We start from the raw sequence: 19,096 nt of genomic DNA on the forward strand, positions 1-19,096 counted from the left end.
GGCACCATTTAGTTACATTTTTTTCTGAAGCTGCAAAATTCGTCGAGCCCTGTCTGCTACCGGTTTGTCAATCATCTTTCTGCCAAGTGAAGCAGTTCCTCTTCCTAGCTTTTCGGCTTCTTCAAGTGCAGCAATTACTTTTTTGGCATGTTCAATTTCTGCTTCCGTTGGTTTGAAAACATTGTTTACAACCTTAATTTGACTGGGATGAATTACACCTTTGCCATCAAAACCAAGGGATTTGATCAGTTTGGTTTCCTGTTCAAGTGATTTCATATCTTCCACATCAGAAAACACAGTATCGCTGGCTTGTATTCCATTTGCTTTTGCAGCTAATACAATCATTGAGCGAGCCCAAAATATTTCATTGCCGATTTTTGTGCGTTCTGCCCCAATATCTCTAGTGAAATCTTCAGCACCAAAGCAAATCATTACTACTTTTTTACCTGCTTTGCAAATCTGATCAGCATTTAAAACACCACGCGCAGTTTCAATTATTGGGGAGATCAGGACATTATTATTACCGATGATTTTTTCCAATTCAACTATTTCGGAGGGGAATTCTGCCTTTGGAAGAAATATTATCTCTGCTCCGGCATTGATTGCCATTTCAGCATCTTTTCTACCGAAATCGGTTGATAGGGGATTTATCCGTACTCCTTTTTCTGCATTGAATTTCATATTTATCAAAGCATGTTTAATCAAAAATCTTGCGGATACTTTTTCTTTGGGGGCTACGGCGTCCTCAAGATCAAGGATAATCGTGTCTGCATTAAAGGTGGCTAAATTTTGTAATAAATTTGGATTATTGCCCGGCATATAGAGCCGAGTCCTTCTAACTTTTTGTTCCATGGGTCTCCTAAAAAATATATTTAATTGCGATTGTTAATCGCAAACCCCATTATCCTTGTCAAATTTATAAAAAATATATTTAGGCAGTATGCGGATTTGATTGAACTAAACGGTAAACAAAAAGTATTTTTTACAACTCCAATAAAGGAATTCTCAATACAGAATCCATCTTGAGAAGAAAAAATCTATGAATTTCTTGACTGATTTTATGCTCGAATTTATTTATTATCAAAATTAGGAGAATCGCAGGAAGGAATATTTAGTTGAAAAATTGTTATCGTTATTTGATTATTTTATTTGTCATATTTTTTAATGACTTTGCTTTTGCAGGTCCCGAAATGGATAGTCTGAAAAAAATATTAAGCTCTGAATCAGGAGATGATGGAATTGTCCACATGACAACTTTTTTCAGAAATCTTAGAAATGAAGATCCGCAAAAGTGTCTCGAATGCGAAAATTTAGCATTATCAATTGTAAAAGAATTCGATGAAAATTCATCAATTAAAGGTCATATATATAAAAACATGGGGCTCACATACGTAGAACTTTGTGATTATCAGAAAGCAATTAAATTCGATATTTTGGCTTTAGAAATATTTAAAGGAATGGCTGACAAAAAAGAAACCGCCAAAATGTATAATAATCTTGGAATTGCCTATAAAAAATTTTCGAAATTTGATAAAGCTCTGGAATGCTATAATATATCTTTCGATTTGAAAAAAAAAATTGGAAAAGAGCAAGATCTTATTACAAATTATATAAATATTGCTGCATTATATATAAAGTTAGGTAAATTTGACAATTCAATGGAGCTCTTGGAAATTGCTGAAATAATTGCGAAAAAATATCATTCAAAACATAAATATTTGATTCCAATATATATAGGTTTGGCAAATATTATGAAAGCACAATCACGTTACGAAGATGCTATTAGTTATAGCATTAGAGCCTTATCTCTCGCAGATAGTCTGGGGCAGGATAAAAATATCGCAATTGTTCGGAATAATATCGCAAATTTAAATAAGGAATTAGAATATTATGACCATGCAATGGAATATTATGAAATGGCATTGGAAAAATTTGTAGAGCTTGGTGACAAAAGGCATTCTGCGGGTGTAATCTATAATATTGCAAATATTTATAGACATAACAAAGAATATACAAAAGCAATGGAATCTTTCAATGAGGCTTTGCAGTGCTCAAGAGAATTGGGGGATAAGCATTTTACAGCAATTGTTTTACATAACATGGGGGTTTGCAAAAATTATCAAAACAAAAAAAAAGAAGCATTAGACTATTATTTTCAATCGCTCGCTATTATGCAAAAATTCAATTTACGAACTATTCTTGCTACTAATCTGAAAAATATTGGTTCTGTTTATTCGGATTTGGGAAATTATAATAAGGCGCTTGAATATCTAAATTGGAGTTTAAAAATTGCCGACGAATTGGATCTTCGAGATGTGAAGAAAGAAGGCTATAAATTATTATCAAACTTATTTTCTAAGAAAGAACAATTTCAGGAAGCTTGGGATTTTCAAAAGAAGTATATTGCAGTAAAAGATAGCATTTTAGACGAAGATAAAGTTAAACAAATCAGTGAGATTCAAACAAAATACGAAACGGAAAAGAAAGAAAAAGAAATTGCAATTCTCAAACATGAAAAAGAAATCCAAAAAATAAATTTAGAAAAGGGAAAATTAAGACGCCGAATATATTTTCTATTTGCAATCGTACTTTTTTTTATTGTCATAATTATATTTTATTTTTATCGCATCAAGCGCAAATTATCCGAAAAATTGGAAAACGATGTTAACCAGCGTACGAAAGAATTGGCAAGTTCAAACAAGAATCTTCGCGAGGAAATTATCGAACGCCAAAAGATAGAATCTCGCCTGCGTATATCCGAAAGAATTTCCTTTCTTGGAGAACTGGCAGGTGGAATTGCTCATAAGATCAGGAGTCCATTAACTGTGATTAAATCATCTGCTCAATTCTGTAGGATGAAATTTGGGCAAGATGAACAGGAATTAAGTGAGATGTTGCAAACAATCGCAGATTCAACAGACAAAGCTGATGAAATCATTGTATCACTTTTGCAATTTGCAAATCCCGATAATAATCCCAAAAAAGAGGAAGAAATAATTAACGTATTAGAGAAGATTTGTAAATTGACCGCGGGATTGCGCTCGAATAATAATATTGTTTTGGTAAAAAAAATTTCCAACGATATTCCTGCAATTAAATTTGATACCAATCAGATGGAGATTCTTTTTATGAATCTTATTATTAATGCAATTTCATCAATGGGAGACTTCGGAACTTTGACTGTTACGGCAAAGTATGAGAATCATGAAATCGTGATGAGCATACAAGATACCGGAGAAGGGATTCCCCCGGAAAATTTATCCAGAATTTTTGAATCTTTCTTTACAACCAAAGAAAAGGGAACGGGTTTGGGACTGAGTTTGGCTCAGGAAATAGTGGAGTCTAATGGAGGGAAAATAAATGTATTAAGCGAAGTTGGGACTGGAACGGTTTTTAATATTGTGTTTCCGGTTTCACAAATAAACGAAAGTGAGGTTTAACAGAATATGAACATTCTTATTGTTGACGACGAGCAAGATGTTCGAAAAATTTTGGCGAAAGTGGTTGAGAATGTTGGATACGATGTATCTGTTGCAGAAAGTGGAAAAGAAGCAATTGAGAAAATCGGGAATAATCAAATTGATATTGTTTTACTTGATTATAAGTTGCCGGATATTAACGGATTTGAGGTATTAAAGAAAATTTTACAACTGAAAATTCATCCCGAAGTTATTATGATTACCGGGCATGGAAATGTAAGACATTCTGTTGAAGCTATGAAAATCGGGGCAGCTGATTATCTTATAAAACCAATTGATAATGAGGAGTTGGCAGTTGTAATTGCCAAGTGTGTTAAAACTATCAATTTGAATAAAGAAATTTGGGATTTACGGAATACAGTAAATCAAAAGATATCAATTAGAGAGATGATGGGCGAAAGCCGCGAAATAACAAAAGTGCTGGAAACAGTTGACCTTATCGCTGATAAAAATATAACTATATTATTGCAGGGAAACACAGGGACAGGAAAGGGGATGATAGCCAAACTGATTCATCAAAGAAGTTCTCTAAAGAACAAACCTTTTATTCCCATTGATTTGGGAGCTATACCTGAATCCCTTTTTGAATCTGAACTATTCGGGTACGAGAAGGGAGCATTTACCGGAGCAGCATCAAGAAGAATCGGGAAAATTGAACATGCACATGGTGGAACATTATTTCTGGATGAAATAAATAATTTGCCACTTAGTCTCCAGAAAAAATTTCTCAGGGCTATTGAGGAACGGGAAATTCAAAGACTTGGCAGTAATAAGACTATCAAAATTAATACACGAATAATCGTTGCATCAAATAAGGAACTTACAAAACTGATTGATAAAGGAAAATTTCGTGAAGATCTTTTCTTTCGTTTACAAGAATTTATGATAGAAATTCCGGATCTCGTTCAAAGAAAAGACGACATACCTATCCTTACGGATTATTTTATCAAAGAGGCAAATGCAGATTTCAATCTTTCAATTCAGGGAGTTTCCCGTAAATTAATGGGGGTTCTTCTGAGTTATCCTTGGCCCGGAAATGTTAGGGAGCTAAAAAATGTTATCAGACGGGCAGCCCTTCTTTGTGGTGAAAAAATTTTACAAGAAAATGACATTGACCTTTTGTCAATAGGAAATCCTGGAAAGGCAATTGATTTTTTCTATATGGGTGAGTTGTCCGAAAAATCTTTACCGGAGATTTTAAAACAAAAGGAAAAAACAATTATTCAAGCAATTATAAAACATGTTAATGGAAACATATCTGAGGCAGCAAAATTGGCGGGGATTCCCAAATGGACATTTTATAGAAAAGTAAATAATTTAGGAATTGAATAATAATTTGTTGCAATTTTGCAACGCCTGTTGCAAAAATGTAAAAAAATTGTGTTATCTGAAAAATTAGTTTTATTTCAGGATTAAATTTTTCTTTTCTAACTTGCTTGTATAGCGCAAGAAACAAAAAAATGGCTATAAAAATATTATTTTGTGAGTTTGTGGAATAAATATTGCATGTTAGAATTATAAAATATATTTATCTATTAAGAAGGTTTATTATGAAAAAGATCATTATTGTAGATGATGACGAAAATATCTGTATCATTCTTTCAAAACTGTTGGAAGAAGTTGGATATCAAACGGAATATACTTTCTCCGGTAAAAAGGGGCTTCAGCTTATAAATGAAAACAAATACGATTTCCTCATTGTAGATTATAAACTGGATGATATATCCGGTTTGGAGATTCTGGAATCGTTTAACAGATATCACCCTACTAAAGGTTCGATAATGATTTCCGGCTATGCTGATGAAAAAACAAAATTAAAAGCAGAAAAATTTAACACTCTTCTCTTTGATAAACCGTTCAACAACTATGATCTGATTTCAACAGTCAATTCGTTAATTTGAGTTTATCAGGATGTAGTACATTAACTCGTTTTGGAAAAACGAATTACAGCAGTATTACGCTTCTCCGAAGCGTGTAAAAAAGTCGTTTTGAAAAAACGAATTACGAGAGTATTAATTTACAATTTATTTTAAGCCATCTCGGCGAAACATCGCATCCGGATCAGGTTTTTTTCCACGAAATTTCATATACAATTTCATTGGATGTTCGGAGTTACCACGGGCAAGAATATTTTCTCGAAACGATTTTGCAATTTCTTTATTGAAAATCCCATTTTTCTTAAAATATTCGAAAGCGTCTGCGTCCAATAGTTCTGCCCATTTGTATGAATAATAACCTGCAGAATATCCACCTCCGAATATATGAGCAAAACTACAGGAAATATTTGTGTTTTCGATCTCTGGCAGGATTCGAGTTTTTTCCGTTACTTCTTTCTCAAATTTTTCCACATCCTTGATCTTAAGTGGATTATCTGCGAACCAAGCCATATCAAGAAAACCATAAGTGAGTTGAGTTATATTAGCCATACCTTTGTTGAAATTCTCAACTGCTTTCACTTTTTTAATAAGCAGTTCGGGAATTTTTTTTCCGGTTTGATAATGCCGTGCGAACAAATCAAGGGTTTCTTTTTCCTTTACCCAATTTTCCATAACTTGAGAAGGTAATTCTACAAAATCCCAGAAAACATTTGGACTCGCTAAGGTTGTGAATTCACATTCGGAAAGAAGGGAATGCAAGGCGTGTCCGAATTCGTGGAAAAGAGTTTCAACTTCTCCCAATCTTAAAAGCGAAGGTGATTTGTCGGTTGTGGGCGTGAAATTAGCATTTATGGAAACATGTGGTCTGCGAATCTTTCCCTTGCTCAATCCCTGCGATCTATAATTTGTCATCCATGCTCCGCCATTTTTTGTTTCACGGGGAAACAAGTCAACATAAAGGAGTCCGATATATATTTTGTTTTCGTCATTAACTTTGTACACTTGGACGTCTGGGTGATAAACGGGTATATTGTCAATCGAGTTAAATTGAAGCCCATATAATTTAGTAGCTACTTCAAACAGACCTTTAACAACATTTTCAAATTTGAAATAGGGGCGCAGTTCTTCTTCATCGTAATCAAATTTTTTCTTCTTGAGTTTCTCCGAATAATAGCTTACATCCCACGGATAAAGGTTACTAATTCCATCCATTTCCAAAGCGAGTTTTTTTAATTCATTTAATTCATTTTTTGCCGGATTAATTGCAACAGAATAGATACTATCAAGGAATTCCTTCACTTCCGTGGTATCTTTTGCCATTCTTTCTTCAAGTTTATATTCGGCAAGATTTTCGTACCCTAATAATTTTGACCTATTATATTGTAAATCAGCAATTTTTTTTAAAATTTGACGGTTATCAAACTCGCCTTTAAATGCTCTGGATCGGAATTTCATGTAAAGTTTTTTTCTCAATTCTCGATTTTTTGCATATTTAAAGATTGGAGTCAGACTGGGAGATTGTAAAGTAAACATCCAACCTTCATCTTTTCCGTTTTGCTTTGCCGTAAAAGCAGCAGCTTCCTTTGCGGAATCAGGTAAACCAATCAATTCATTTTCATCGGTAATGTGTAGTTTGAAAGAATTTGTAGCTTTCAGTAAATTTTGAGAAAATTGTGGTCCCAATTTAGAAAGTTCTGTTTCGATATTTCGCAATTTAAGTTTACCTTCTTTATCCAATAAAGCACCATTTCGCTCAAAATCATGATAAAATTTTTCAACCAATCTCATCCGTTCTGTGGTTAAAACCATATCATTTCTTGAATCATAGACTTTTTTAATCCTTCGGAATAGATTTGCGTCAGTCATAATATCGTTTTTAAAGGCTGAAAGCATTGGTGAAATTTGCTGGGCGAGAGCCTTAAATTTATCGTCTGATTCCACAGAATAGAGGTTGAAATATGTACTTGAGACTTCATCCAAGAGTTCTCCGCTTGTTTCAAAAGCTAAAATAGTGTTTTCAAAATTTGCCTTTGATTTATTGCTTTTTATTTTTTCAATATTGGCTTTTGCCAGTTCCAAAGCGTATTCAAAAGTAGGCATGTAATCTTCAGTTTTTATTTTGTCAAAAGGGATTGCATCATACTTGTTTTCACGGGGTTGTAAAAATGGATTGTTCTTGATATTCTTCATAGAATGATCTCCTTATAGCATTTATTTCGATGCATTTTTTATTGTTAGCAGAACTTTTTCGATTTTTTTACTTGTAACCTGTTTTATCGAAAATTTATAGTTTTTAATTTTGATTTCATCATCTTTATTTGGAATTCTCTCGAATTTGGAGATAAGAAATCCAGCTAATGTTTCATAATCGCCTTCAGGAATGTCAATATTAATTTCATCAATAATTTGCTCAATTTCTATTTCAGCATTGATAAGATATGTATCTTGTTTGATTTTATAAATATCTTTGCCCACCACATCATACTCGTCCTCAATTTCACCGACTAATTCTTCGATGATATCTTCAACTGATACCAGCCCGGCAGTTCCACCATATTCATCTACGACAATCGCGATAGGTGTTTTTTCCTCTTGCAATTTTTTTAAAAGGTTCGTAACCTTCATAACTTCTGGAATGAAATACGCTTTTCTGATATATTTCTCAATTTTCTCTTGCACGTTTTTGATATTCAGTAAATCGTGAATTACAATAAGACCGATGATATGATCAATGTTTTCGTCGAAAACGGGTATTCGAGTAAATCCTTCATTTCGTGAAAGTTCAATGACATCTTTCAAAATTGCTTCTTTCTGGACAGCAAAAATATTTGTTCGTGGAATCATAATATTTTTTGCTTTTAAATCTTGGGAAGTCAACACTTCTTCAATCAGACCCTGCTCATCTGCATTAACATCTCCACTTCTTTGAGCTTCTCTAACAAGATATGAAAGATCATCTTTAGAGAAAAGTTTTTTTTCTGCCTTAGGTGAAATCTTTATGATTTTTGAAAAACCGGAGTATAATTTCGCAAAAAGCCAGATGAAAGGTGTAAACAGCAAAGCAAAAAATCGAATTATAAAAAATAGTTTCGGAATGGATTTATCTGCAGTTCTTTTAAAATACATTTTGGGTATGATTTCGGAAACGATCAGCAAAACACCGGCTAATAACAAACTGGCAGAAGTCTCATTTAGAATTTTGAGTTTATTTACTACATAGGCGGTAAATACGGATGATACAATAACAATTGAAATGTTTGTCCCGATCAGTGTAGTACCAAGAATTTTATCAGGATCAGTGATAAAATCGTATAATCTTTTAGACTTGCGATTTTTTAGAGAGTCTCTTTTTAATTTATATTTGTCCAGAGAAATCAAGCCTATTTCTGCACCGGAAAAAAACGCACATCCGATAAAGAAGATGGCAATAATGATTACACTAATCATTTGTCTTCAAAGAATTCTTTTTGCACCTCAAAATGTAACTTGTCAATTAGCTCCTGAATTTCGCCGTTCATTATGGCTTCTAAATTGTGGGTAGTAAATTTTATTCTGTGGTCTGTTACTCTGGATTGAGGAAAATTGTAGGTACGAATCTTTGCACTGCGATCTCCGGAACCAACCATTGATTTTCTCTTATTTGAGCGGTCTTTTTGTTGCATACGTATTTCTTGATCCAATAATCGGGAACGTAAGACTTTGATAGCTTTTTTCTTGTTTTTATGTTGAGATTTTTCATCCTGACAGGTTACGACCAAACCGCTTGGGATATGGGTAACACGAACAGCGGAATCGGTTGTGTTTACACTTTGTCCACCGGGTCCGGACGAACGATAAACATCTATTTTAAGATCTTTATCATTGATTTGAATATCCACTTCTTCAGCTTCCGGCAAAACGACTACGGAAGAAGCGGAAGTGTGTATCCTGCCTGATGATTCGGTTTCCGGAACACGTTGGACACGATGAACTCCACTTTCATATTTTAATGTTCCGAATACATCTTTACCTGTTATTTCAAAAGCAATCTCCTTGAAACCACCTATGCCGGTTGGATTGGAATTCATCATATCGATTTTCCAACCTTTTTTCTCAATGAAAGCGGAATACATTTTGTATAAATCAGCTGTAAATAAAGCAGCCTCATCTCCACCGGTTCCAGCACGGATTTCCATTATTGCATTTTTTTCATCATTTTTATCTTTCGGGAGTAGGAGAAGCTTGATTTGAAGAAATAATTTATCAAATTCTTTGTCGAGTTTCTCATTCTCCTCTTTGTAAAGATCAATCATTTCCTCATCTGTTTCATGCGATAAGGCATCGGTGTTTTCTGTAATTGTTTGTTTGGTTTGAACCATATTGTGATGCAATTCCAGAATTTCGGAAATTTCTTTAAATCTAACAGTTAAATCTATATATAAATTTTGTTGATTTATAATTTTTGGGTCAGATATTTTTTCTTTTAGTTCTTCGTATTCAGCGGTTAAGTGAGCGATTTTATTTTCAATTTTCATTTTTATCCACGTAACTGATATTTTGGGAGAGAATTGGCATATCAAGGGCAGAATGTAAAGCGCAGATCGCAACTTCCAATTGTTTTTCATCAGGTTCTTTTGTAGTAATTCTTTGCAAAGCCAAACCGGGAGAGGAGAATATTTTTACTAACCAATGATTAGTGTTCTTGCCGGAAAATTTTAAAATTTCGTAAGATATTCCTGAGATTATTGGCATTAGAAGAAGATGAAGAAATATCCTCGTAAATAAAGGTAAGGTTAAATTAAATATTGCGGATAATAGAGTATCAAAAACCGAAAAAACTAAAATGGCAATAAGTAGAACGATAAAAATAAAGCTTGTTCCACATCGGGGGTGAAAAGTTGAGAAGATTTTTGTGTCCTCGAGGGTGAAATCGGGATTGGATTCATAGGCAAAAACGGATTTATGTTCTGCTCCGTGGAATTCAAATAGCCTTCTCACATCTTTTAAAAAGCTAATAGCAAATATGTAGAAAACAAAAAAAGAAATTTGAATTAGCCCTTTAACGATATTAAAAAGAAAATTTGTTTTTTCAATATCTAACCAATATGCTATTCGATAGGGGAGGAAAACGAAAAACAAGAATGCTAAACCAAAAGCAAAAACGTATGAAAAAATCTCATAAAGTTTATCAAATTTTTTGGTTTTTTTCTTCTCTGGTTCCTCGTCTTTGCTTTTTTCCTCATCCTTAATGGCTTCTTCCGCAGAAAAGCTGAGTGTTTTAAATCCGATAATCATCATTTCAATGAGAGAAACAAAACCTCTTATTACGGGAAAACCAAAGAATTTATTCCTTTTTGTTAAAGAAATAAATTTTTCTTTTTTGATGAGAATACTGTTATCTTTTTTTCTTATGGCAGTTGCGATGCTTTGTGGTCCCCGCATCATCACTCCTTCTATCACAGCTTGACCGCCCACGGCTATTTGAGGATTTTTATTTTCCATTTGTTCCTACCATGAAATTATCTAAGAAATTCACTTAAAGAATCAATGTTTAGATGTTAGGTAATTTCCGTTTTTATGAAATTTATAATTAATTTTGTTTTGAATCAGTTGCTTGTCTGAAATTTTGAATATTTCTTCTTAAATTTATCAATTCTTCCACCAGCATCAATGAGTTTCTTCTTTCCAGTATAAAAGGGATGACACTCGGAACAAATTTCAACTTCAATCTCAGACAAAGTTGAAGATATTTCAAATGTGTTTCCGCATGCACATTTCACGATACATTTATGGTATTTTGGATGAATTTTATTCTTCATAATTATTGTCTCCATCAAATTTTATACATATAAAAATTTGGATTATATTTTTAGCCAAAATTTAGAGTAGTAGTATTCGGTGTCAAACTTTGCGAAAAAACTGCTACCGGCAATTGCAATAAATAGCAAAATACAAAAAGTTTAATCCCATTTTTTATGGAGAGGTAAAAATCTATTCGAGAATATTTTCTGAAAAAATATTTAGTTTGCAAAATCTTTTTAAATGATTCGCAGAAAACCATTTGTTTGAACTACGTTATAGTATTTTTTTACTAGGTACGAGTAGTTTATTTTATAGCAATTTATTAAATTTTAGTCAGTAGCAATACGAAGAGGCATTAGGAGCAGTAAAGTTTTTTCTGTAATTTTTTCAGAATGCTCAGTATCAAAAAAGAGAGCTGGATCGAGCTCGTTTTCAAGTTTAATAAGAACTTTGCTACTTGAAATTAATTGCAGAATTTCTAACATATATTTATAATTGAAGCCAATTGTGAAATTCTCAATTTGTGCGGTAGTTTCGATTACTTCTTTTGCAGCACCCTTTTCAATATCTTCACAATGAATAACAATGTGGTTTTTCGAAAAATTAAAGATAATTTTATAATTATCCTCTGTGGCAAGTAAAGCAACGCGTTTTACCGCATTGATAAGTGCTTCGCGATCCACTTCTACATTTTTCGAGTTGTTATACGGGATAACGGCATTATAATCGGGGTATTTTGATTCTATCAATCTGGAAAAAATTTTATAGGAGTCGTATTTGAAACTTATGCCACTTTCTTCGGGGATGATTTTTAAAATTGGTTTTTTTTCTTCAATTATACTTTTGATAAGATTCAGACCTTTGATGGGAATTATAATTTTTCTTTCTGCAATATCAAGTGAAAGAGCGGTTTCAACTTTACCCAATCTTCTTCCGTCAGTAGCAACCATTCTTTGAGTTTCGTTTTCTAATTCCCAAAGAACACCCGTGAAAGCCGGACGTCCTATTTCTCTGGAAACTGCAAAAGATGTTTTTAGAATCATTCTGGAGAAAAGAGCAGAATCAATTTCAAAGCTATTATCCCAATTGCGTTCGGGAATTTCAGGAAAATCTTCAGGATTAGCAAAAATCAATTTATAATCTATGTGTAAGCATTTTATTCTTAGTATATTATTTTCTGTAAAGAAGTGGATGTCTGCTTCCGGAAGAGACCGGATAATTTCCGTGATTTCTCTTGCAGGTACGGCGATTGTGCCACTTTCTTCAACTTCACCGCTCATTTCTGAAACACCAGATACTTCCAGATCTGTTGAAACTAATTTTATGGAATTAGTTTCCGCATCCACTATAAACAAGATATTGGTTAGAATTTGTAATGGATTTCTTACAGGAACAATACTGTTTACAAATTGAACTTTTGGCAAAATTTGATCTTTTTTTATGACAAACTTCATATAAACCTCGAGTTTAAAAGTTAAAGAATTTAAAAAGAGCAAGGGAAAAATTCCCTTGCTCTTGGAATAAATTACTTAAAGTTATCTAACTGCGTCTTTAAGTTTTTTTCCAGCTTTGAATTTGGGAACTTTGGTAGATGGGATTCGAATTTTTTCCAAAGTAGATGGGTTCATACCCATTCTTTCGGCTCTTTTTTGAATTTTGAATGTTCCAAAACCAACGAGTGTTACTTTTTCGCCTTTTTCAAGGCTAAGGGTGATAGCATCAAGGATGTGATTAATAGCATCTCCAGCCTTTTTCTTGGAGATATCAACTTCCAATGCTAAGCTATCAATTAAGTCTTTCTTTGTCATTACGTCCTCCCGACATATTATTGGATTTATTAACTTATCTGATGCACAGAAAGTGCCTGTTTATCAGAGTTTGTCAAATTTATTAAATAAAAAAATCATTTTAAAATTCCTCTTTCCGTTTTTTTTACGAAATTTACAAAATGATTCACTTCATATATGGGTTCAATATTGGCTTCTATTTTTTCTATAGCTTGTGTAGTATTAAGGTTGGAAGTATAAAAAATTTTATATAATTTTTTTAACGATTGCATAGTTTCATCGGAAAAATTATGCCTTCTCAAACCGATGGAATTTAAGCCGATAGTTTTGTAAGGAATGCTTGCACCACGGGTGTAGGGAGCCACATCTTTGCTAACACGTGAAAGCCCGCCAATAAAGGAATAGCAACCAATTTTTACAAATTGATGCACTGGTGTAAGTCCCCCAATTGTTGCATTATTTTCAACTTCAACATGACCGGCTAAGGTAGCTGCATTTGCCATAATAACATTATCTCCGAGCTTACAATTGTGAGCAACATGGACGTAAGCCATGAGCAAACAATTGTTTCCGACGGTAGTGGGTTGATCAATACTGGTGGATAAATTTATAGTAACAAATTCTCTAATGGTTGTTTTTGACCCGATAATTACCTGTGTTTTTTCACCGGAATATTTTAGATCTTGTGGAATAGTTCCGATGACAGCAGACGGAAATATGAGGCAGTTTTCGCCGATGTTTGTACGACCGTCTATCACAACATGGGAGCGAATCTTCGAGCCTTTTCCGATTTTTACATTTGCTCCGATAATTGTATATGGTCCGATTTCAACGTCAGAAGCAATTTGTGCGTTTTTATGAATAAGTGCTGTATTATGAATTTTCGTCATTTTTTCTTGATATTTTTGCTTTTAAAATTCCTTCACAAACGAGTGTACCATCCACATAGGTTTTTCCTTCAATCACAGAAATACCCCGACGAGATTTTATCAATCTCATGTGGAACTCCAATCTGTCTCCAGGCACAACAATTTTTCGAAACTTGACCTTATCTATTGAAATAAAATATGCAATATAATTTTTAGGATCATCCATTTCATTAAGAACCAGAATGCCACCCGTTTGAGCCATTGCTTCAACTATTAAGACACCGGGCATTACAGGATGTCCTGGAAAATGTCCTTGGAAAAACGGTTCGTTAATCGTTACGTTTTTTACACCAACAATTTTGTCATGTGAAACAAATTCGATAACTTTATCTACTAAAAGTAAAGGATAGCGATGTGGAAGAATTCTTTGAATAGCCTCATTATCAAAGACCACGCCCTTGATCTTTGATTTTTGATATTTAGCCTGTAAAATTTCATTCTCATACAATTCATTAATTTTTTTAATTAACTCAATATTTGTTTTATGACCGGAACGAGCAGCCAAGATGTGTCCCTTAACTGAAATGCCGAGGAGGGCTAAATCTCCAACTAAATCCAAAACTTTGTGGCGGACACATTCGTTGTAGTAGCGTAACGGTTTATCATTGAGAAGGTTGTCTTCATTTAAATGCAAGTCCCCTTTATAATTGAAAAGTACACGCAGATCGTTCAATTCATCTTCAGACATGCGATCATCACCAATAACGATTGCATTATCAAGACTTCCACCTTTAATCAGCCCTGCTTTTTTTAGGGATAGGATGTCATTTACAAAACAAAAAGTTCTCGCTGAAGCAAATCCCTCAATAAATTCATCTTCAAGCGAAACCATTGATGTATATTGAGGGGATAGACTGTGATGGTCAAAATCAATGAAGAAAGTAATTTTCAAAGAATTTGATGGGACAACAACGATATCAACATTACTTTCCGGAACGGAAAAAGATAATGGTTTTGAAATGATAAGGTATCGGCGCTCAGCGTTCTGTTGAACAATTTCGCATTTTTTCAAGACTTTGATGAACTCGATCGCACTTCCGTCAGCAACAGGGATTTCTTCACCATCAATTTCAACAATGATGTTATCAATTTGTAAACCTCTGATAGCTGCCAGAACATGCTCGATGGTGGCAACAGTGGCTTCTTTAATTCCGATATTTGTGCCACGTTGCAAACTCTGTACATGTTTTATGTCAGCAGGTATTTCAGGTTTTCCGGGTAAGTCCACCCGTTTAAAGATAATGCCGGAATCTTCAGCCCCGGACTTAAAAGTGATTGTGTTGATTTTTCCGTAATGAAGTCCGATTCCAGTATAGCTAAACTGATTTTTTATCGTTTGTTGGTTTTCACTTCTTTCAATCATTCATTTCCTCATTTTTCTTAAGCTTTTTGAATAATTTGCGAATATCAGGTAAATCCCTCATACAAGCAATGATGCGTCTTTGAAGTCCGGCTTCGGTGGCAGGGTAACCAAACATTGTTTTATCATCAGGAACATTTTTACTAATTCCTGATTGGGCTGCCACCTTTACTCGATTGCCAATTTTTATATGATCGGCAACTCCGACCTGTCCGGCAAGTATCACATCGTCACCGATTTCTGTGCTACCGGCTATTCCTGCTTGTGAGCAAAGTATTGAATTTTTGCCGATAACCACGTTGTGTCCAACTTGAATAAGATTATCAAGTTTTGTTCCTTGTTTGATGATAGTATTCCCGAGAGCACCTCGATCAATACACGCATTTGCTCCGATTTCAACATTATTCTCAATAATCACTCCCCCGATTTGGGGAATTTTTCTATGCATTTTTCCGTCCCACAAGTAGCCAAAACCGTCAGAACCGATAGTAACACCAGCGTGGATTATTACATTTTCGCTGATAATAACTTCCGGATATATAGTTACATTCGGAAAAATATGGGTATTATTTCCGATAGTTACATCATTTTTGATAACAGCATTTGGTTCTATGTGAACGTTATTTCCGAGAACGCAATTTTCCCCAACAAAAACTCCGGCTTCTACCTGAATATTCTCAGAAAGAATAGCGCTGGAATGAATATTTGCATTTGGATGGATGTTTTGACCGTGTAATATCTTTTTATCACTTTGCAAAAAATATGTAACTAGTCTCAGAAATGATTCATAGGGGTTTTTAGTAAGAATATAATTACGTTTGGGAAAATTGGAAATATCAATATTTTCAGGAATAAAGACCACGCCGGCGTTTGTGTTCAACAATTGATCTTTAAATTTTTCGTCTTGATAAAAAACCGCAGCGGAACTTTTACCCTCATCCAATGAATCAACCGAGTCTATGGAAATTTCATTTACTAAAATGAGTTTTCCCTGTGAAATTTTTTCAATTTCTTGTAGAGATAAGGATAATTTGAATTTCTTCATACAAAATTAATAGGGATTATTTTCCACTCTCTTCATCAAGTTTGTCCATCACAAGCTGGGTGATGTCATGTTCCGGTTTGGCATAAAGGATACTTTCACCTTGCATTGAATTGAGAACCATATCATATCCATAATCTTCTGCAACAGTATTTATTGCGTTTACGATCTTATCGCTGATAGGTTTGATCAATTCATTTTGTCTTTCGAGAGCTTTGTTTCGTAACAGCTCTGCTTTTTGATAATATTCGCGTTGTCTTTGGTTGATGAGTGCCATCTTTTCTTCTTTACGTTTTTCGGTTACCATAGGGGGAAGATTGTCATATTCTTCTTGAAGTTGTGCAATTTCTTGTTCCATATCCGTAAGTTCTTGTTGCCACTGTCCCGCTTCTTTATTGAATTGTTCCTCAGCCTGAACTTTTTCGGGGAATTCATTATAGATTTTGTACATATCACAGTAAGCAATTTTATAATCACCAGCGAATAAGCCGGTTGCTATTAATGTGATAATGATTAGGGCAATTAATTTCTTTTGCATTTATACTCCTGTTTCTAATTTTTTATATTTAAAAGGTTGTTCCGAACTGGAAATGGAATTTCCATTTGTTATTTGTTGTTCTGTCAAATCCGTAGGCATAATCAAAACCCATAAGTCCCATCGGAGTCATAATTCTCACGCCGAGTCCTGCTCCTTTTTTCAGTTCCTGAACATTTATTTTCGAGAAATGAATATATGAATTTCCCGCATCGAAAAATGCTACTCCCACCACCTGATCACCGGAAATGGGAAAAGTTATATCGGACGATATTATCAATTCGGCGTTTGCACCATCAGAATTTTCCGGTATAATGCTTCTGTCATCATATCCTCTTATACCGTCGGGGCCGATTCCACCAGGGTAAAATTTTTCATCGAGAGGTACATCATCAGTCGAGCCAAAAGCGGATATATATCCCATTCGCCATTTTGTTCCGAGGGCAAATTTCCAGAAGAGTGGGATATACCAATTAGATTGAACTATTTCTTTGAAATAATTCACGTTTCCACCGATAAATCCGCCAGCAAGTTCGGAATATGACTGAAGCAGCGAACCTTGGCTTGGTCGGTAAATATTATTTCTACTATCTCTTTCGAGAGAGATGTATCCGTTGCTGGTAATTTTTTTTCCCTCATCAACCAAGTTCTGCACTACATCAATTACATCATAACCATCATCCAAGATGCTGTATTCTTTTTGAGTAATAGAATATCCTGTTGTGAATCGGGCATAATTGATAAAAGGAATACTTGTCCCAAATCGTAATCCTCCCCCAGTTTTTGTTACGGTGTAATTATAGTCGCTCCAATCATTTTTTGTGTGAAACACATCGCATCCCACGAGCATATTTCTGTTGAAAAAATATGGATTAGTGAAACTGATACTATAATTTTGTTTTGAACCGCTAAATTCCCACTTCAGTTTGAGCTGTAATGCTTTGCCTAAAATATTATTATGCTCAACCGAGACAAAACCGGTAAAATTATTCGTTTGATCATAATTAACACCGAAGTTTGCGTTCCCCGAAATTTTATCCTCTAAAGTAAATATCAGGTCAATATCACCTACATCGTTGATCGGCTGATAATCCAAGCCCATATTGGGTGTAAAAAAGCCAAGGTTGTAAATATTTCTTTGAGAACGCTGGATAAGTGACTGGCGAAAATAATCTCCGGGTGTGATAGCCAATTTTCTTCGAATAACGCTTTCACGAGTTTTTTGGTTACCGGTAATTTTGATTTTTCTTACTTTTGCTCTAGTGTTTTCATTTATATGAAGAGTAAGGAAGAGGGAATCCGCTTCTGTTTTAGTTTCCTGATTTATTATTGAATAGATATAACCATCCTCATAATACATCATGCGAATAGAGTTTAGCTTTTTATCGAATTCTTCCTGGTTGAAAATTTCACCCGATTTTATTTTCAATTCATTTTTTAAAACATTATCGGAAAATCTGGAATTGCCTGAAATATCTACTGAAGAGATCCGATACTGTCTGCCTTCATAAAGCTCAATTGTAATAATTAGATAACCATCGTCATCATATTGTTTTGTCCAATCCAAAACCTCTGCGTTGATGAAACCTTTAGATTTGAAATAGTCGGTAATACGAACAAGGTCTTCGTCAAATTTTTCCAATTTGAATTCGCCGGAACGCAAAAATCCCTTTTCGTGTGTTTTCATGATTTTTCGCAATTTTTTACTAGAAATCTTTTCGTTACCGGAAAATATGATTTTATCTATTTTTACTTTTTTCCCCTCATCAATAATGATATTTAGATTTAATCTGTTATTAGAAAGGGGATTTTTCTTAAAATCGAGGGATGCCAATCTGTAACCTTTTTCTCTATACAAATCTAAAATCTTGTTTGAAATAGTGAATTCTTCTTTCGGAGACCAATATTCACCGCTACTAACATCTACTACTTCCAGAATTTTAGTTTTCTTTATTTTCTTATTCCCGGAAATACTTATTTTGTTAAGAATAGGGAATTCAACCACAGCGATAACAAGTTTTACACCTGAATCAGAGACAGTTTGGTTTATTTTTATATCTTTAAATAAGTGGAGTTTGAAAAGGTTTTTTATAGCTGACTTAATATCTTCTTTGTCATAGATATTCCCTTGGCTAAGACCTGCTATCGAGATAATTAATGAAGAAGAGACATTGACGTTTCCTTGCACTTCAATATCTGTAATATAATCATAATTATCTACTGCAAAGCAAAATTCAATAACAAAGAGAAAAAGTAAAATAAATAGGGTTGACTTAAATTTCATTTAATAAATACTCACAATTCTT

16 protein-coding genes are annotated in these 19,096 nt (G+C 34.0%); 3 read left to right on the forward strand and 13 right to left on the reverse strand.

Translation table 11 applies throughout. The annotated features are described in order from the left end of the window. Positions 1 to 12 precede the first annotated feature (12 nt). On the reverse strand, positions 13 to 852 hold the full coding sequence (locus U9P79_00335) for a CoA ester lyase (GenBank protein MEA2103080.1): 840 nt from the start codon (positions 850 to 852) through the stop codon (positions 13 to 15). Between the two features lie 263 nt (positions 853 to 1,115). On the opposite strand from U9P79_00335, the gene U9P79_00340 reads away from it, so the two are divergent. The 3 genes from U9P79_00340 (at position 1,116) to U9P79_00350 (ending at position 5,380) form a co-directional block, all read left to right on the forward strand. Further along, positions 1,116 to 3,440: a tetratricopeptide repeat protein gene (locus U9P79_00340; GenBank protein ID MEA2103081.1), complete on the forward strand. Its 2,325-nt coding sequence runs from the start codon at positions 1,116 to 1,118 to the stop codon at positions 3,438 to 3,440. 6 nt (positions 3,441 to 3,446) lie between these two features. Beyond that, complete coding sequence (locus U9P79_00345) at positions 3,447 to 4,811, forward strand: sigma-54 dependent transcriptional regulator (protein ID MEA2103082.1); 1,365 nt, start codon at positions 3,447 to 3,449, stop codon at positions 4,809 to 4,811. A 218-nt stretch (positions 4,812 to 5,029) separates the two neighbouring features. Further along, positions 5,030 to 5,380 (forward strand): response regulator, encoded by a 351-nt coding sequence (locus U9P79_00350; GenBank protein ID MEA2103083.1) that lies wholly within the window; start codon positions 5,030 to 5,032, stop codon positions 5,378 to 5,380. A gap of 123 nt (positions 5,381 to 5,503) precedes the next feature. Here the strand turns inward: U9P79_00350 and U9P79_00355 are convergent, their stop codons facing one another. The 12 genes from U9P79_00355 to bamA all read right to left on the reverse strand — a co-directional run bounded on the left by U9P79_00355 (position 5,504) and on the right by bamA (position 19,074). Beyond that, positions 5,504 to 7,546, reverse strand: coding sequence for a M3 family metallopeptidase (locus U9P79_00355; GenBank protein MEA2103084.1), 2,043 nt, complete (start codon positions 7,544 to 7,546; stop codon positions 5,504 to 5,506). A 21-nt stretch (positions 7,547 to 7,567) separates the two neighbouring features. Beyond that, positions 7,568 to 8,803, reverse strand: a complete 1,236-nt coding sequence (locus U9P79_00360) for a hemolysin family protein (GenBank protein ID MEA2103085.1) — start codon at positions 8,801 to 8,803, stop codon at positions 7,568 to 7,570. Continuing rightward, a complete protein-coding gene (gene prfA / locus U9P79_00365; protein MEA2103086.1) occupies positions 8,800 to 9,870 on the reverse strand; it encodes a peptide chain release factor 1 in 1,071 nt (356 codons plus the stop codon). Before prfA ends, U9P79_00360 begins: the two co-directional genes overlap by 4 nt. Then, complete coding sequence (locus U9P79_00370; GenBank protein ID MEA2103087.1) at positions 9,860 to 10,837, reverse strand: DUF1385 domain-containing protein; 978 nt, start codon at positions 10,835 to 10,837, stop codon at positions 9,860 to 9,862. The genes prfA and U9P79_00370 overlap by 11 nt, the downstream gene beginning before the upstream one ends. Before the next feature lie 104 nt (positions 10,838 to 10,941). Beyond that, positions 10,942 to 11,154 (reverse strand): 50S ribosomal protein L31, encoded by a 213-nt coding sequence (gene rpmE, locus U9P79_00375; GenBank protein MEA2103088.1) that lies wholly within the window; start codon positions 11,152 to 11,154, stop codon positions 10,942 to 10,944. 312 nt (positions 11,155 to 11,466) lie between these two features. Then, complete coding sequence (gene dnaN / locus U9P79_00380) at positions 11,467 to 12,591, reverse strand: DNA polymerase III subunit beta (GenBank protein MEA2103089.1); 1,125 nt, start codon at positions 12,589 to 12,591, stop codon at positions 11,467 to 11,469. A gap of 81 nt (positions 12,592 to 12,672) precedes the next feature. Further along, the gene (locus U9P79_00385) at positions 12,673 to 12,945 is read right to left on the reverse strand and encodes an HU family DNA-binding protein (GenBank protein ID MEA2103090.1); all 273 of its coding nucleotides are present in this window, start codon (positions 12,943 to 12,945) and stop codon (positions 12,673 to 12,675) included. 95 nt (positions 12,946 to 13,040) lie between these two features. Further along, positions 13,041 to 13,814, reverse strand: a complete 774-nt coding sequence (gene lpxA / locus U9P79_00390; protein MEA2103091.1) for an acyl-ACP--UDP-N-acetylglucosamine O-acyltransferase — start codon at positions 13,812 to 13,814, stop codon at positions 13,041 to 13,043. After that, positions 13,798 to 15,216 (reverse strand): bifunctional UDP-3-O-[3-hydroxymyristoyl] N-acetylglucosamine deacetylase/3-hydroxyacyl-ACP dehydratase, encoded by a 1,419-nt coding sequence (locus tag U9P79_00395; protein MEA2103092.1) that lies wholly within the window; start codon positions 15,214 to 15,216, stop codon positions 13,798 to 13,800. Before U9P79_00395 ends, lpxA begins: the two co-directional genes overlap by 17 nt. Continuing rightward, a complete protein-coding gene (lpxD, locus tag U9P79_00400; GenBank protein MEA2103093.1) occupies positions 15,209 to 16,258 on the reverse strand; it encodes a UDP-3-O-(3-hydroxymyristoyl)glucosamine N-acyltransferase in 1,050 nt (349 codons plus the stop codon). The genes U9P79_00395 and lpxD overlap by 8 nt, the downstream gene beginning before the upstream one ends. A 16-nt stretch (positions 16,259 to 16,274) precedes the next feature. Continuing rightward, positions 16,275 to 16,793, reverse strand: coding sequence for an OmpH family outer membrane protein (locus U9P79_00405; GenBank protein MEA2103094.1), 519 nt, complete (start codon positions 16,791 to 16,793; stop codon positions 16,275 to 16,277). A 28-nt stretch (positions 16,794 to 16,821) separates the two neighbouring features. Continuing rightward, positions 16,822 to 19,074 (reverse strand): outer membrane protein assembly factor BamA, encoded by a 2,253-nt coding sequence (gene bamA / locus U9P79_00410; protein ID MEA2103095.1) that lies wholly within the window; start codon positions 19,072 to 19,074, stop codon positions 16,822 to 16,824. Positions 19,075 to 19,096: the final 22 nt, after the last annotated feature.

The organism is Candidatus Cloacimonadota bacterium (assembly GCA_034661015.1).
Lineage (GTDB): Bacteria > Cloacimonadota > Cloacimonadia > JGIOTU-2 > JGIOTU-2 > JAYEKN01.